18 protein-coding genes are annotated in these 14,528 nt (G+C 61.8%); 6 read left to right on the top strand and 12 right to left on the bottom strand.

From position 1 onward, the window contains the following. The 5 genes from AA309_RS22195 to AA309_RS22215 form a co-directional block, all read right to left on the bottom strand. Positions 1-490, bottom strand: a 490-nt coding sequence (locus AA309_RS22195; protein ID WP_047191216.1) for a porin, incomplete at its 3' end; no start/stop codon positions are given. A gap of 259 nt (positions 491-749) precedes the next feature. After that, on the bottom strand, positions 750-1,043 hold the full coding sequence (locus tag AA309_RS22200) for a hypothetical protein (RefSeq protein ID WP_084731510.1): 294 nt from the start codon (positions 1,041-1,043) through the stop codon (positions 750-752). A 115-nt stretch (positions 1,044-1,158) separates the two neighbouring features. After that, positions 1,159-2,715 (bottom strand): AMP-binding protein, encoded by a 1,557-nt coding sequence (locus AA309_RS22205; RefSeq protein WP_052954926.1) that lies wholly within the window; start codon positions 2,713-2,715, stop codon positions 1,159-1,161. A 19-nt stretch (positions 2,716-2,734) separates the two neighbouring features. Next, positions 2,735-3,241, bottom strand: coding sequence for a xanthine phosphoribosyltransferase (gpt, locus tag AA309_RS22210; protein ID WP_047191218.1), 507 nt, complete (start codon positions 3,239-3,241; stop codon positions 2,735-2,737). Between the two features lie 38 nt (positions 3,242-3,279). Continuing rightward, complete coding sequence (locus AA309_RS22215; RefSeq protein WP_047191219.1) at positions 3,280-4,032, bottom strand: competence/damage-inducible protein A; 753 nt, start codon at positions 4,030-4,032, stop codon at positions 3,280-3,282. Between the two features lie 225 nt (positions 4,033-4,257). On the opposite strand from AA309_RS22215, the gene sfsA reads away from it, so the two are divergent. Beyond that, on the top strand, positions 4,258-4,977 hold the full coding sequence (gene sfsA, locus AA309_RS22220; protein WP_047191220.1) for a DNA/RNA nuclease SfsA: 720 nt from the start codon (positions 4,258-4,260) through the stop codon (positions 4,975-4,977). Here the strand turns inward: sfsA and AA309_RS36705 are convergent. Together AA309_RS36705 and AA309_RS22225 are read right to left on the bottom strand one after the other, a co-directional pair. After that, positions 4,908-5,519: a hypothetical protein gene (locus tag AA309_RS36705; RefSeq protein WP_244470447.1), complete on the bottom strand. Its 612-nt coding sequence runs from the start codon at positions 5,517-5,519 to the stop codon at positions 4,908-4,910. The two genes, sfsA and AA309_RS36705, sit on opposite strands and share 70 nt — an antisense overlap. A 318-nt stretch (positions 5,520-5,837) precedes the next feature. After that, complete coding sequence (locus tag AA309_RS22225; RefSeq protein WP_047191221.1) at positions 5,838-6,662, bottom strand: FkbM family methyltransferase; 825 nt, start codon at positions 6,660-6,662, stop codon at positions 5,838-5,840. 145 nt (positions 6,663-6,807) lie between these two features. Here AA309_RS22225 and map point away from each other — a divergent pair, with 145 nt between their 5' ends. The 3 genes from map (at position 6,808) to AA309_RS32385 (ending at position 8,940) form a co-directional block, all read left to right on the top strand. Beyond that, positions 6,808-7,629: a type I methionyl aminopeptidase gene (gene map / locus AA309_RS22230; protein WP_047191222.1), complete on the top strand. Its 822-nt coding sequence runs from the start codon at positions 6,808-6,810 to the stop codon at positions 7,627-7,629. 82 nt (positions 7,630-7,711) lie between these two features. Beyond that, complete coding sequence (radC, locus tag AA309_RS22235; protein ID WP_150117687.1) at positions 7,712-8,398, top strand: RadC family protein; 687 nt, start codon at positions 7,712-7,714, stop codon at positions 8,396-8,398. A gap of 71 nt (positions 8,399-8,469) precedes the next feature. After that, positions 8,470-8,940 carry a PRC-barrel domain-containing protein gene (locus AA309_RS32385; RefSeq protein ID WP_052954927.1) on the top strand — a complete coding sequence of 157 codons (471 nt, stop codon included), beginning with the start codon at positions 8,470-8,472 and terminating at the stop codon, positions 8,938-8,940. Between the two features lie 159 nt (positions 8,941-9,099). Here the strand turns inward: AA309_RS32385 and AA309_RS22245 are convergent, their stop codons facing one another. The 4 genes from AA309_RS22245 to AA309_RS22260 all read right to left on the bottom strand — a co-directional run bounded on the left by AA309_RS22245 (position 9,100) and on the right by AA309_RS22260 (position 11,504). Then, positions 9,100-9,696 carry an exopolysaccharide biosynthesis protein gene (locus AA309_RS22245; RefSeq protein ID WP_047191223.1) on the bottom strand — a complete coding sequence of 199 codons (597 nt, stop codon included), beginning with the start codon at positions 9,694-9,696 and terminating at the stop codon, positions 9,100-9,102. A 238-nt stretch (positions 9,697-9,934) separates the two neighbouring features. Next, the gene (locus tag AA309_RS22250; RefSeq protein ID WP_047191224.1) at positions 9,935-10,204 is read right to left on the bottom strand and encodes an usg protein; all 270 of its coding nucleotides are present in this window, start codon (positions 10,202-10,204) and stop codon (positions 9,935-9,937) included. Between the two features lie 141 nt (positions 10,205-10,345). Next, positions 10,346-10,879, bottom strand: a complete 534-nt coding sequence (locus tag AA309_RS22255; RefSeq protein WP_047191225.1) for a GNAT family N-acetyltransferase — start codon at positions 10,877-10,879, stop codon at positions 10,346-10,348. 10 nt (positions 10,880-10,889) lie between these two features. After that, positions 10,890-11,504: a helix-turn-helix domain-containing protein gene (locus AA309_RS22260; RefSeq protein ID WP_047191226.1), complete on the bottom strand. Its 615-nt coding sequence runs from the start codon at positions 11,502-11,504 to the stop codon at positions 10,890-10,892. 120 nt (positions 11,505-11,624) lie between these two features. On the opposite strand from AA309_RS22260, the gene AA309_RS22265 reads away from it, so the two are divergent. Then, on the top strand, positions 11,625-12,473 hold the full coding sequence (locus AA309_RS22265; RefSeq protein WP_047191227.1) for a methionyl-tRNA formyltransferase: 849 nt from the start codon (positions 11,625-11,627) through the stop codon (positions 12,471-12,473). A 301-nt stretch (positions 12,474-12,774) separates the two neighbouring features. Here AA309_RS22265 and AA309_RS22270 read toward each other — a convergent pair whose 3' ends face one another. Then, positions 12,775-13,302 (bottom strand): flavin reductase family protein, encoded by a 528-nt coding sequence (locus AA309_RS22270; RefSeq protein ID WP_047191228.1) that lies wholly within the window; start codon positions 13,300-13,302, stop codon positions 12,775-12,777. A gap of 295 nt (positions 13,303-13,597) precedes the next feature. Here AA309_RS22270 and AA309_RS22275 point away from each other — a divergent pair, with 295 nt between their 5' ends. Then, complete coding sequence (locus tag AA309_RS22275; protein WP_047191229.1) at positions 13,598-14,518, top strand: branched-chain amino acid ABC transporter permease; 921 nt, start codon at positions 13,598-13,600, stop codon at positions 14,516-14,518. The last annotated feature ends 10 nt before the right edge of the window (positions 14,519-14,528 follow it).

A 14,528-nucleotide genomic window follows, 5' to 3' on the forward strand; every position in this document is an offset into this window, starting at 1 on the left:
TCGGAGCGTCCGAGAAGCGGAGCGTGCCGAAGTGCTCGGTCGGCAGGTCGCCGTTGTCGAAGAACGACAGGGCGCGACCAGCGGTCAGGCCGCCGAACTGGATGAAGGCCTGGTCGACGTTGGCCGAGGTGGACGAGAAGCCGTACGCGCCGGTGTCGCGGGTCATCTCGAAGCGGACGAACGTGCGCAGCAGGCCGTAGGCCGTGGCGGTACGGGCGTCGAGCTGGATGCGGCCACGAGCGCGGAAGCCGATCGCGTCGTCATCGCGGGTTTCCGGCTCAACGTAGAGCAGTTCGGCACGGACACGGCCGCCGACGCGGAGGCAGGTTTCCGTGCCGGGGATGTAGAAGAAGCCTGCGCCGTAGGTGGAGCAGACGCGGACGTATTCGACTGGCGCAGCCTTGGCCACGGGAAGATCAGCGGCCTGAGCGCCGGCAACGGCGGCGAGACCCGCAACCGATCCGAGCAGAAGGCTCTTAACGAGCTTCATGGTGTATCTCCAAAAATCTTAAAGCCTGAGTCCAGGCCCCATGTGCAACCGTGACAATACTGAGGCGCCCGATTCAGGCAATCTCTCTGAGCGCCAGATCTGCTCTTCCAAAGGACTTATTGCACAAAAAACAGGCAAAATTCGATTGGGCTCAGGTGTTTCCTGGGAAGTGTGACATAATCTCAACAGCTCCGAAGCCTTCCCATAGCCGAAGGATGCCTCCCCACGGCAGGGCGCGCTTACCCCGGCAGCTCCAGGCTCAATCATCAAAGAAGTCCGGAGGACCACTGCGGCAGCGATAGCCAATGGGACATTGAGGGGTATCCCTGGTCGGCACGAAAGCAGGATCGAGATACTCGTTGAATTCGCAGAACCTACGGTCGCGCACGAAGCGATCATAGGTGTACCCGCCAGTGCCCAGGACGGCGGCCCCTCTTGAAAAGATGATCCGCTGGGCTTGGCCGCAAGTGAGATTCGGTGTCGAGAGACGTTGCTGGGCCTGCGCACCGGAGCCACAGGCCAAGCACGCGAGGACGAGAGCTATCCTTTTCATAACGGCATCCATCGTCTCTACACCGCCCACCACAAGGCGGACCAATTGCAGGACAACGCGGCAAACTCAGCTTTGTTACCGACCGATGGGAGACGGGTCCTAGAGCGGCCCGTGGCTAAAGCATGGCCTGGAGGCGCCGCGCCATCTCCACGGTGGCGGCATAATCGACCTTGCCTGAGCCCAACACCGGAATGCCCGAGACGAGAATGGACTTCGGCACCCACAATTCCGGGAATCCCTCTTCCCGGGCATGTGCCAGAAGCCCATCGCGATCGGCCTCAGGCTTGTCGGTGACGAGCACGAGTTGCTCACCCTTGCGGGGATCAGGCAGAGCAACGACCACATGATTGAAGTCGGGCCAGAGACCTTGGATCATCGTCTCGATCGCGGCGAAAGACACCATCTCACCGCCGATCTTCGCAAAGCGCTTTGCCCGGCCCCGAATGGTAACGATGCCATCATCCACGGTCACGATGTCGCCCGTGTCGTGCCAGCCGCCGGGAGGCGGAATGACATCTCCCGGCCTCTCGGGATCGAGATAGCCCTTCATGACATTAGGACCGCGCACATGCAGGCGGCCGCCCTCATGGATACCCTCGACGGGATCGAGGCGCCATTCGATGCCGGGCAGGAACGGCCCTACCGATCCCGGGCGATTATGATCGGGCAGGCTAACGCTGATGACCGGCGAGCATTCGGTCGCGCCATAGCCCTCGAGAATGACGGCGCCGTGCTTGGCCCAGAGTGTGCGTGTCTCGTCCTTGATCCGCTCGGCCCCGGCAATGACGTAGCGCACGCTGGCAAGATCGTTCTCGCCCGCGGCACGGGCATAGCCTTGGAGAAACGTGTCCGTTCCCAGCATGAAGGTTGCGCGTGTGCCGGCGATGAGCTTCGGGATCTGCCGGTAATGAAGAGGGCTCGGATAGAGCACGGACTTCATGCCGTTGAGAACGGCTGTCAGAAGCCCCGCCGTCAGGCCGAAGGAATGAAAGATCGGCAAGGGATCGAAGAATACATCGTCCGGCGTCAGGATGTCGCCGGCCAGAGCTTTGACCTGATAGGCGTTGGCGACCAGATTGGCGTTCGACAGCACCACCCCCTTGGGCGTGCCTTCCGCGCCTGACGTGAACAGCACCGCGGCCGGATCGTCCGGGTCGACTTCTGCTTGAGCGTGAACGCGGCGTGCCATCCAGGAATCGAGAACGCCCCGGAGCTTGTCGACGCTCGTCAGCGTTCCGCGCACATCCTCAAGCCAGAGAATCTGCCGCCCCTCGCCCAGGGTCGCTACGATCTCCTCGAGCTTTCCCTGCTCCACGAAACGGCGGGAGGTGACGATGGTCTTGATCCCGGCGATCTCGCAGGCTGCCTTGAGGTTCTTGATGCCGGCCGTGAAGTTCAGGAAAGCCGGAATACGCCCAAAGGCATTCAGGCCAAACAGGGTTACCACGATGGCTTGAACGTTCGGCAGAAGCACGCCGACGGTTTCACGTTCCTTGGTGAGGCCCGCAAGCCTCCGCCCCAAAACCAGCGCCCCCAAAACGAGCCGCCCGAAGGTGATGGGCTGTCGCTCGAGATCCTCCAGGGCAACCTTGTTCTTCCCGAACCGGTCACGGGCATCAAGGAGCGCACCGAACAGACTCTTGCGCGTCCGCGCGATATCGAACTCTGCCACGGGCGCTCCTTAAGGGTTGTTAGCCTGCCGAACCTTCGCGGATCGGAGCCTGATAGGCGAGGCCCATATCCCAGGGGAAGTAGATCCAGGTATCCTGGCTCACTTCCGTGACAAAGGTATCGATCAGCGGGCGTCCTGCGGGCTTGGCATAGACGGCGGCAAAATGCGCGTTCGGCAGCATGTCGCGCACAATCTTGGCGGTTTTGCCGGTATCGGTGAGGTCGTCAATGACGAGCACGCCCTTGCCCTGGCCGTCACCAATGGCCTTGATGGAAGGCGCGATGTCTTTCAGCACCTTCAGCTCGCCTTGGTTCTTGTAGTCGTGATAGCTCGCGATGCAGACGCTTTCGATGAGGCGCAGATCGAGCTCGCGGGCCACGATGGCCGCGGGCACGAGGCCGCCGCGGGTGATGCAGATGATCGCCTCGAAAGGACCAGCCGCGGCGAGACGCCAAGCGAGCGCGCGGCAATCGCGGTGGAATTGATCCCAGGAGACGGGGAAGGCTTTCGGAGAGGTGGGAGACATCGTCTTGCTCGTATGGTGCTGTGAGGAGTGAGAACGCATTAAAGGGGGGCTTGGTCGCCCTTCAGGCGGCCTAGCAAAACATGAATAGCGGTGGCGGCTTTGGTGACTTCGGCAGAGTCCTTGCCTCGTACGACGATCTGGTTGTGAAAGCCGCTCGTGGAAAACGACGGGTAAGAGCCGATGGAAACGCCCGGATGCGCGGCGGCAATTTCGCTCAAGCCCTCGGCATAGATGCCCTCGGCAAGTCCCTCGGCTTCGATAGTCTCGATGACCATGCGAGCGCCGGTCTGGAGTGTCGACGCGATGTTGTCGAGCATGGCCTGCATGATCGAGGGCACCCCTGCCATCACGAAGACATTGCCGATCCTGAAACCTGGCGCCTTGGAAATCGGGTTCTCGATCAGATCGGCCCCGTCGGGGATGCGCGCCATGCGCAAGCGTGCCTCGTTCAGCTCGTGCGGCTGGTAGCGCTCCCGCAGCATGGCGACGGCGCGCGGATCATGGCCGATGCCGACGCCGAAGGCCTTCGCGACGCAATCGGCCGTGATGTCGTCATGGGTCGGGCCAATGCCGCCCGTCGTGAAGAGATAGGTGTAGCGGCTGCGCAGGGCGTTGACGGCGGAGACGATCTCCTCCTCCACGTCCGGAACGACGCGCACCTCGCGCAGGTCGATGCCGATGCCGGTGAGATACTCGGCAATGTAGCCGATATTCTTATCCTTGGTGCGGCCCGTGAGGATCTCATCGCCGATGATGAGAAGGGCGGCTGTGACGGAGACGGCCATGCGCATCGATCCCTTTTGAGGGGCTCTAGCGCATCGTGCGGAAAAGTGGACCCGGTTTTCCGCTTTCAACGATGCGCTGCCTGAAAAATGGAGCATCGGACCCAAAAGTGGAAGCCACTTTTGGGTCCGATGCTCTAGCCTCAGAAACGGCAATTCTCAAGCAAGGGTTCAGTTGAAGGCAATGCTTCTCTCCTGCTACGGGAAAACCTTTCTTCTCAAGTGATGGATTGAATGCGTTTTCAGGAAACCCTTCTCCAAGGTCGGCTCATCGAGCGTTACAAGCGATTTCTGGCCGATGTGGAGCTTGCCTCCGGTGAGATCGTGACGGCCCATTGCGCCAACCCGGGCGCCATGATGGGCCTGAAGGAGCCCGGCAGCCGGGTGTTTCTCTCCCGGGCCTCGAACCCTGCCCGCAAGCTCAAGTACAATTGGGAATTCGTGGAGGTAGCGGCCGGCGGCGGCCCCTTGCAGCTCATCGGCATCAACACCTCCCGCCCCAATCTCCTCGTCGCCGAGGCCCTGCGCGAAGGGCGGCTTGCCCCCTTCGCCCGCTACGACCGTGTCCGCCCCGAGGTGAAATACGGCAGGAACAGCCGGGTCGATTTTCTGTTGGAAAAGGACGGAGAGCCGCCCTGCTACCTTGAGGTCAAGAACTGCCACCTGATGCGCGAGGCGGGCTTTGCCGAATTCCCCGATTGCGTGGCGGCCCGCAGCGCCAAGCATCTCTATGAACTCGCCGACATGGCTGCCTCCGGAGCCCGTGCCGCCCTCGTCTATGTGATCCAGATGGATGCGAACCGCTTCGACGTGGCGCGTGACATCGACCCGGCCTACGACAAGGCCTTCCGCCATGCCCTTGGCTCGGGGGTGGAGTCCTACGCCTATGTCTGTCGGATCACGCCGGAGGAGGTCGCCATCGACCGGCAGGTGGAGATCATCACACCGCGATAACCCTCGCCTGTCATCCCCGGCCCCTCCCCGTCATCCCCGGCCTTGTGCCGGGGATCCACGCCTCGAGAACCGCCACAGGTCGAACGCGTGGATGGCCGGGTCAAGCCCGGCCATGACGGGGGCGGATTGGTCCAGTCGATCTCCTGCGGCTGGCGGTCATGCCTGTAGATCATCCAGCGGCCGCGTCCGTCCTGGTACACGCCGTAGATCAGTTGCCCGTGCCAGGAGCGACGCGAGAGCATTGGGACGAGCTGGGTCAAGCCCCGCATCACGAGCCAGGTGAGGCCGAGCAAGGTCGCGGGCATGACAATCAGCCAGAGCGCCTGGATGAGCTCCGGTGCGGTGTGGAACTTGTTGAGCAGGTCGGCCCAGAACGAATAAGGCTGGTCTATCGCAGCAACTCCCTTGAGGTGAAGTGACCACCAGCACTGCTGGTGGTCGGGGAGTTCATAAGCCGCCCAAAGACGACCGCGATGACCTTTAGGCTTTCGCCCTGGACATGCGTCACCGCCTCCCCGACCGTAAGGTTGGGAAGGCGTCATTTGCGGCTGACACACAGGCCGCTTTGGGAGGGGTTATGAAGCCCCGGAGCCGGATGTGTCCGGCTCCAAGGGCGAGATAACATGCAACAGGGGGTGCAGGGTCAATGGGCTTCGGCCATGACGGAGCCCCACCCTCCGCCGTCATGGCCGGCTTCGTTCCGGCCATCCACGTCTTTGGGAAGCACAGCGGGCCGAAGGCGTGGATCCCCGGGGACTGATCCCCGGATCAAGTCCGGGACGGGATGACGATGGAGCACCATTTCAGGCGTGAATCCACCTTCCCGCCCTCGCGGGCATGACAGTGGAGGACCAGCCTCCTTACGCCCGCTCGAAAACGAGGTTCATCCGGGTCTGGAGGGTCTGGCGGTAGCCCTTCCCCTCCAGGAGCTTGCGCACATCCACCTGCCACCGGTCGGCAACGTCGGGGATGATGAAGACCGACGGGTAGAGAGAGGCAGGCGCCTCCCTGAAGAACGGGTCGAGAATGAGATCCTCGGCCCCCTCCACATCGAGTTTGACCGCATCCAGATGGGAAAATCCCTCCCGGTTCACCAGTTCGAGCAGGGTCACGGCAGGCACCCGAATCGTGTCGGTCTGGCTCGAATTCACGATCTTGAGGCTCGCTTCGCCCTTGTTCAGGGGATCGAGGAACAGAGTGAGCTCGCCCGTCTTGTCTGCGACGGCGCAATCCACCGCTTTGATCGTGCCGAATGGGTTCAGGCGAATGTTGTGGATCAGCCGATCGAAGATCTCCGGCTGGGGCTCGACCGCCAGGATCCGGGAGGACGCGCAGACCTTGCGCGCCACCAGGAGCGAGTACCAGCCGACATTCGAGCCCACATCGATGAAGATGAAATCGCCCTTGTTGCGGGCAGCGATGAGCTTGATCTCGTCGAGATCAAAGTACTGAGGCGTAAAAAGAATGCGCCGTTCGCAGACGTTCTTGTAAGGAACGATCCGCATCCGGACCCCGAACGTCTCCAGGTCAAGGGGCTGACCTTTCAGGGATTTCATGACCACCCGGCGCATGATCATGGCGATGCGGCGACCCATCCAGCTGCCAGGCAGACCGCGCGTGCGATCGATCACCCAACGGGTGATGCCTGTAGGCGCAAAGGTCCCGAAGGGACGCGGGTCATTCATTACGGGAGTATCCAAAGCCACCAAACCGGATGAACAGGGTTGCTCATGACACCCCTGAGGCTTATTCGCAACCCATCGAAGCAGGGTCCTTGCTTGCGCCAGGCAAGATGATCCTTACATTCGGGCTTGAACGCAAGGACCGAGAATGACCGAGACCGACGTTGTCGAGCGCAAGCGCTCAGCCGATATCCCGCTGCATGGCCCCGAGGATTTCGAGGGGATGCGGCGTGCCGGGCGCATGGTGGCCGAGTGCCTGGACATGCTCACCGAGCACGTAAAGCCCGGCGTCACAACGGAATATCTGGACCGGCTCGCCTTCGAGTTCATCCGCGACAATGGCGCTTATCCGGCCTGCCTGCACTATCGCGGCTACACCAAGACGATCTGCACCTCGATCAACCACGTCGTCTGTCACGGTATCCCCAACGACAAGCCGCTGCGGGACGGCGACATCATGAATGTCGACGTGACCCTGATCCTGGACGGCTGGCACGGCGATTCGAGCCGCATGTACTACGTCGGCGAGGTCCCCCGTCGCGCTCAGCGGCTCTGCGAGATCACCTATGAGTGCCTGTTGCGCGGAATTGCCGCCGTGAAGCCGGGCGCCACCACCAACGACATCGGCGCGGCCATCCAGGCCTACGCCGAGGCCGAGCGCTGCTCCGTGGTGCGGGATTTCTGCGGCCACGGCATCGGCCGGACCTTTCACGATTCTCCGACGATCCTCCACTATGTGGAGCCGGCCTATAACGTCGAACTGAAGCCCGGCATGTTCTTCACCATCGAGCCCATGATCAATTTGGGCCGGGCCCAGGTGAAGGTGCTCTCCGACGGCTGGACCGCCGTGACCCGCGACCGGTCGCTTTCGGCTCAGTTCGAGCACATGGTGGGCGTGACGGAGACGGGCGTCGAGGTCTTCACCTACTCGCCCAAAGGTCTGGATAAGCCGCCCTACAATCTGGGCTGACCAGAAAGCAACTTTGTATCTCGCGACAGCTGAGCTAAAGATTCTTCGTTCCATTATCCGAGAGCGAAGATTCCAGGCACGCATGAGCGGCGACGAGACTCCTCATTATCACGGCCACCGTGATCGCCTGCGCACCCGCTTCATGGAAGTGGGTGGTGATGCGCTGCCAGATTACGAGCTTCTGGAACTGGTGCTCTTCCGCTCCATCCCGCGCCGGGACGTAAAGCCGATGGCGAAGGAGTTGATCAAGCGCTTCGGCACCTTCGCCGAGGTGCTGGCGGCTTCCCCTGCCCGGCTTATGGAGGTGGACGGCGTCAGCGAAAGAGTGGTTACCGATCTCAAGATCGTAGAGGCATCCGCCCGGCGTCTTGCCAAAGGTGAAGTGGCGAAGCGGCCGGTCCTGTCCTCATGGACCTCGGTGCTCGATTATTGCCGCACGGCTATGGCCTTCATGGACAAGGAGCAGTTCCGCCTGCTCTTTCTCGACAAGCGTAATGCGCTGATTGCCGACGAGGTCCAGCAATCCGGCACCGTCGATCACACGCCGGTCTATCCACGCGAGGTGGTGAAGCGGGCGCTCGAACTCTCGGCCTCCGCCCTGATCCTCGTCCACAACCATCCATCAGGGGATCCCACGCCCTCCTCCGCCGACATCAAGATGACCCGCGAGATCATCGATGTGGCAAAGCCCCTAGGCATCACCGTCCACGACCACATCATCGTCAGCCGCGAGGGCCATGCGAGCCTGAAAGGCCTGCGCCTGATCTGAGCTTGGCGCCAGAACCAAGCCCCTCCCGTCGCGTTACACCCTGGCTGAATACGTGATTGGAGGAGAAACTGATGAAGACGCTACTCATGGCTGGCCTGCTCGGTTCGACCTTGCTCGCGACGAGCGCTCTCGCCCAGTCCTCGCCCCCGGCCGCCGATCAGGCCGCCCCGGCTTCGAATTCTTCGGAATTCATGGCCCAGCTGAGCCCGGGCTCCATGCTGCTGTCGGATCTGATGGATCAGGATGTGGTCGGCCCCGACAACGACGATATCGGCGATGTCGAGGATGTGGTGCTCGACCGCAATGGCCAGGTGGCTGCTATCGTGATCGAGGTCGAAGAAGGCCTGGGTGACCGGACTGTCGCTCTGCCCATGAGCGCGTTTCGGATGACCGCCGATGCGGAAACGACAGGCTCCGTCCAAGGCTCGAACCAGAATGCCGGCTCATCCAACGCCAACATGTCTGAGAACATGCGGCTCATGCTGACCATGCCGGTGGACCAGCTGAAATCGGCTCCGGAATTCGACGAGGACAACGACTAAGATCTAATCGCATCGCGTTCAAAGCAATCGTGCCCGGCTCAGTGCCGGGCATTCGCTTCTTGAGCACCGGCGTATCGTGCGGACCCGAAGGGCCGCGTCAGCGACCCGAAGGGCCACGTCAGTGAAAAGTGGACCCGGTTTTTCGCAGCCAACGATGCTCTAGAAGATGGTTTCCAGACCGGTGACGATTGCGTAGACGAAGCCGAGGCTGAGCACCATGCCGACGGACCCGATGACCAGCCCTCCGATGATCACGAGGCCGTCCCGCTCCACGAGCCCGAGGCCGACGAGGCACACGGCCAAGCCTAAGGGGATCTGCCCCACGAAGGGCGGCGCAAAAAGGAGGCCCAAAGCCATCACCAGGATGATTGCGCCCATGAGCCGCATGGCAACGGGCGTATCGAGGAAAGTCATGCGCGGACGTGAGAAGCGCTCCAGCTTGCGGAAAGCGGGCATCGCCCGCCCAACAGCCCGCTCCACATCGGTGCGGGCGAGGGAGCGGTTCATGAGCTGACCCGGCAGCCAGGGAGCTTCGCGGCCAAAAACGATCTGGATGGCAACCAGCCCCAGAAGCAGGCCGCAGACGAGCGGAATCGGCGGCGGCATGGGCAGGCAGTTCGGCAGACCGAGCAGCACGATGAGGAGCGCGAAGGCCCTGTCCTGCAGCACGGCCATGATGTCGCGCACGGTCAGGCGCTCGCCTGGCTGGGAGGCAAGGGCGAGCAGGATCTGCGATGTGCGAGCGTTGGAAAACAAAGAGCCCTGGCCAGTTCGAGGCGACGAGCCTCTCTATAGCATCGGACCCAAAAGTGGAATGCACTTTTGGGACCCATCCGATGCCTATCTCCGAGGATAGCGCATCGTTAGACGCGGAAAACCGGGTCCCCTTTTCATTGATGTGGTCCTTCGGGTCGCTGATGCGGACGTCCGGCTCCGCACGATGCGCTAGCCGAGTTGAGCCCCCGGGCCAAGGCTCATCCAAGATTTCTCATTCTCAATGAATGTTGATCTCCCCTGAGACGGCCCGGAACTCGGCAGGCCGGATCAACCGAGAATGGGTAATGGTGACGGAATGAAGCGGCCCCGCCAATTCCCGTTTCCAGAACTCCAGAAAATCGATGAGCACCGGGAAACGGGGAGCCAGGTCGTAATCCTGCCAGATATAGGTTTGCAGGAACGTAGGATGATCCGGCATCCGATAGAGTATCTGGGCCGTCGTCAGCCCGTAGCCTTCCATTTGGCGGATGAAATCCTTGGATGCCATGCGAACTCCCTCTCTAGCCATGAGATCCAGAGGCAGGCACCCACCCGATCATGAGGGCGATGTCCTGCCCTATGCTCAAGGCTAAATCTTGATCGCACTCCGCGGTTCCCGCAAGACGCCGGAAGGCTTGCGCCGCAAGGTTCAAGCAGGCGTGATCTGTTTGTGGAAGTAGGTTGTCGGGCACAGCCCGCCCTGCGGCCAAAGAGCATAGTTCGGGATGACGCCCACGCGTTCCCAGCCAAGACGCGTATACAGGCGCTCCGCATCGCTTCCGGTCACCGTATCGAGCACGAGCACGCTCTTCCCGACTTTGCGTGCAGCATCTTCGGCCGCAAGCATGAGAGCGGCACCGACACCGCGCTTTCGCGCTTTGCGATGCACCAGCATCTTGGAAATATCCGCGCGGTGCGGCTGGTTCTCAGGTTGTTTGAGAACCACCTGCACGGTGCCGACGATCTCACCGCCCTCCTCCGCGACGAGAAGGATACGCTCACCCGCGGCCACACCGTCGGCCATGCCCCTCCAGAACGCATCCGCCTTGTCCTGCGTCATCGGCAGCATGAAACTGACGGAAGCACCGCCCTCAACGCAATCGATCAGAACCTTGGACAAGGCTTCGATCTGTTCGGCAGCCTCTCTCGGCGACAGGACACGTATGGCGACGGTCTCATTCATCGAAACCTCCTCAACGATTTGAAGGCTTGGCGTCGGTGGTTAGCGCCACCAGGTAGCGGGCGGGTTGACCGGACAGGTTGCGGAAGATCGTCGGCTGCTCGATGTCCATGCACAGGCAGTCGCCGGCGAAGAGCTGGTAGGCCTCATCGCCGAGCCCCAGTTCGATCTCACCCTCGATGATCCAGATCTGCTGGCTCACGCCCACGGAGCGGCGGCCTGTGTCGTAGGCGACGCGGGCGCCGGCCGGCAGAAACACCTCGACGAGTTCAATGGGAGAAGGAAAGCCCGGAGGCGACAGATTGCAACGCACATACCCGCTGTCCGGATCGCGCCAGACACGCTGCTCGGCTTGGCGCACCAGCGGCGAGGCTCCAGCGTTCTCTTTCTCCGCGAACAGGGAAGCGAGCGTGACGCCTAAGCCCGCGGCCAGCTTGTCGAGCACGACGGCGGTGGGGCTGCTTTCGCCACGTTCGATGAGGGAAATCATGGAGCGGCTGACGCCCGTGCGCTCGGCCAATCCGTCGAGGGACAAACCGCGCTCCGCACGTAATCCGCGCAGACGCTTGGCGAGATGTGCATTAATGCCGGACGTTCCTTCCATGAAGTTAGAATGCACTTCCATCATAATGGAGTCAATGGCCGCGCGCTTTCGTGCCAACCGAAGCGACGTAGAAATCCGGCTTGCACCGAGGCGCGATCTTGCCTTCAGTAAGCGCTTAGCCGGCGACGAGGAGAAAACCTGAGAATGCGCTTCGCCTTTGCCGGAATCGATTTTCTCGGGGATGTGTTCGAGACCCTGATCGCCAAAGGCTGGCAACCGGTGAAGCTGTTCAGCCGTCCTTGCGACAGCATCTATGATTTCAATGACGTCACGGTCGCCCGCGCCCGAGCGCTACGGCTGCCGATCCAGATGACGCGCATCACTCCGGCCGATCTTGCCGCGCTGAAAGCGTCAGGCTGCCGAGTGCTGGTGGTGGCGGGCTATCCCTGGCTCATCAGGGGCTGGGAGCAGCATGTTCCCTATGCCCTCAACTTCCATCCCTCGCCCCTGCCGAGCGGACGCGGCCCCTACCCTCTGTTCAAGGCGATTCTCGATGAAGTCCCGGAATGGGGCGTCACGGCCCACGCCCTGGAGCCCGCCTTCGACACGGGACCTATCCTCGCTCAGAAGCACTTTGCCCTGAGCCCACAGGAAACCCACGATACGCTGCTCGCCAGATGCCAGATGGCGGCTAAGGAGATTGCAGGCCAGCTGGCGGAGGATCTCCCCCGCCTCTGGGAAGAGGCCAAGCCGCAAGGGCCTGGCACCTACTGGCCTCGGATCACTCAAGCCGACAGGACAATCGACTGGACGGAAAGCGTCGAGGACATTCTGCGCACGGTCCGCGCCTTCGGTTCCATTGAAGCCTTCGCGCAGGTCGATTCCCGCTACGTCTATGTGTGGGAAGCCTCAGGCTGGCAGGAGTCGCACGGCCACAGGCCGGGAGCCCTGATCCATAAGCACCGCAAGCATATGGTCGTCGCGGCTAGGGATGGATTCGTGCAGATCACCGGCTGGAGCCCCTATGCGCCGGGACCGGCGAGAGGAACGTGACGCCTAGAGCATCGGACGAGAAAAGTGGATTTGCACTTTTGGGTCCGATGCTCTCTTCCTGGAGCAGCGCATCGTTGGCTGCGAAAAACCGGGTCCACTTTTCACTGACGTGGCCCTTCGGGTCGCTGACGCGGCCCTTCGGGTCCGCACGATGCGCTAGCGCCGACGCTTCAGCAACTTCCAGGCTTGCCGGAGAAGAACGATATTTCTGATGAGCTTGAGCATGGGCGAACCTCCGAGAGCATATGCGTTTAAGGGAGGTCGAGATCGAAGGTTCCTCGGGCTCACGCCCCCTGAGGTCTCAAAGCTCGTGATAGAGCCGCCCCTGATAGACCAGCGCCGGCTTCGGTTCACCGAGGCGGATGTTCACGATTTCTCCGATGATCACGTGGTGGGTGGCGACGACGCGGGCATCGCTCAGGCGGCAATCAAAGGAGACGAGGCTCGTGGTGAGCGCGGGCGCGCCGGTGGCGAGCTTGTCCCACTTTCCCTTCGAGAAGCGGTCCGGCCCATGCAGCTCCGTGCGGCCTGCAAAGATATTCGCCAGATCCTGATCGTCTGCGGTCAAGGTATTCACGCAGAACACTCGATTGGCCAGGAGCGCCTGCGCCGAACGGGCGGCCGTGTTGACGCAGACCAGGAGCGAGGCCGGGTCGTCCGTGACGGGGGTGACGGCGGTAGCCGTGAAACCGGCAATTCCGGCCGATCCATCCGTGGTGACCACGTGAACGGCTGCGGCAACGCGGCTCATGCCCTCACGGAAGAGGACGGAGTCGAGGCCAGGGGCACCGGTTGCGGCGGATGAGGGAGGAGCGGGAGTCTTCAACATGTTCTTCCAGGAAGCCTCTCCCACTCTTTCGAGTGGAGCACAAGGCCGTTGGCGTCCATATGGGTCCCTTGTGGGGCTTTGGAAGCGGCCGTTCGAAGCTTGCTCTCAATTCGACCAGACCGTGCCAAATATTCCATCAAGAAGATCGATAGGAATCATAACAGTACGTTGTCGAACGAAAAACCGTTTGCTAGAGACCCGCTTAGCTGACGTATCGGCTTGGCCTTGCACGCACATCGTGCTTTGTTGAGCCTTTCCCAAGCAAGACCCGCTTCCAGAGGGCTAAGGGTAGGACATGGAAATTTTTGTGCAGCAGCTCATCAACGGGCTGACGCTGGGGTCGATCTACGGCCTCATCGCCATCGGTTACACGATGGTCTTCGGTATCATCGGCATGGTGAACTTCGCCCACGGCGACGTCTTCATGCTTTCCGCATTCATCGCGCTCATCTTCTTCCTGATCCTGACGACATGGCTCGGGATCTCATCCATCGCGCTGGCGCTTCTCATCGTGCTCATCGTCGCGATGGTGCTCACCTCCCTGTGGGGCTGGGCCATTGAGCGCATCGCTTATCGGCCCCTGCGCGGCTCGTTCCGTCTGGCGCCGCTGATCTCCGCCATCGGCGTGTCGATCTTCCTGGCGAACTTCGTGCAGGTGGCGCAAGGGGCGCGCAACAAGCCGATCCCGCCCATGGTGCAGGATGTAATCGTGCTGTTCCAGGGTGCGAGCGGCTACAATGTGGCGATTTCCTATAAGCAGATCATCATCATGGCCGTGACCGCCGTGCTGCTGACGATCTTCTGGTATCTCGTGCAGAAGACCTCGCTCGGCCGCGCCCAGCGCGCCTGCGAGCAGGACCGCAAGATGGCCTCGCTGCTCGGCATCAACGTGGACCGCACGATCTCGCTCACCTTCGTGATCGGCGCGGCGCTCGCCTCGGTCGCAGGCACCATGTACCTGCTCTATTACGGCGTCGTGAGCTTCAACGACGGCTTCGTGCCGGGCGTGAAGGCCTTCACGGCTGCGGTTCTGGGCGGCATCGGTTCACTTCCGGGCGCGGTTCTCGGCGGCCTGATCATCGGCCTCATCGAGACCTTCTGGTCCGCTTATTTCTCCATCGAGTACAAGGACGTTGCCGCGTTCTCGATCCTCGCCATTGTTCTGATCTTCATGCCCTCCGGTATTCTCGGACGGCCTGAGGTCGAGAAGGTTTAAGGAGCAACGA

The sequence above is a fragment of the Microvirga vignae genome (assembly GCF_001017175.1).
In the GTDB taxonomy this organism is placed as follows: Bacteria; Pseudomonadota; Alphaproteobacteria; order Rhizobiales; family Beijerinckiaceae; genus Microvirga; species Microvirga vignae.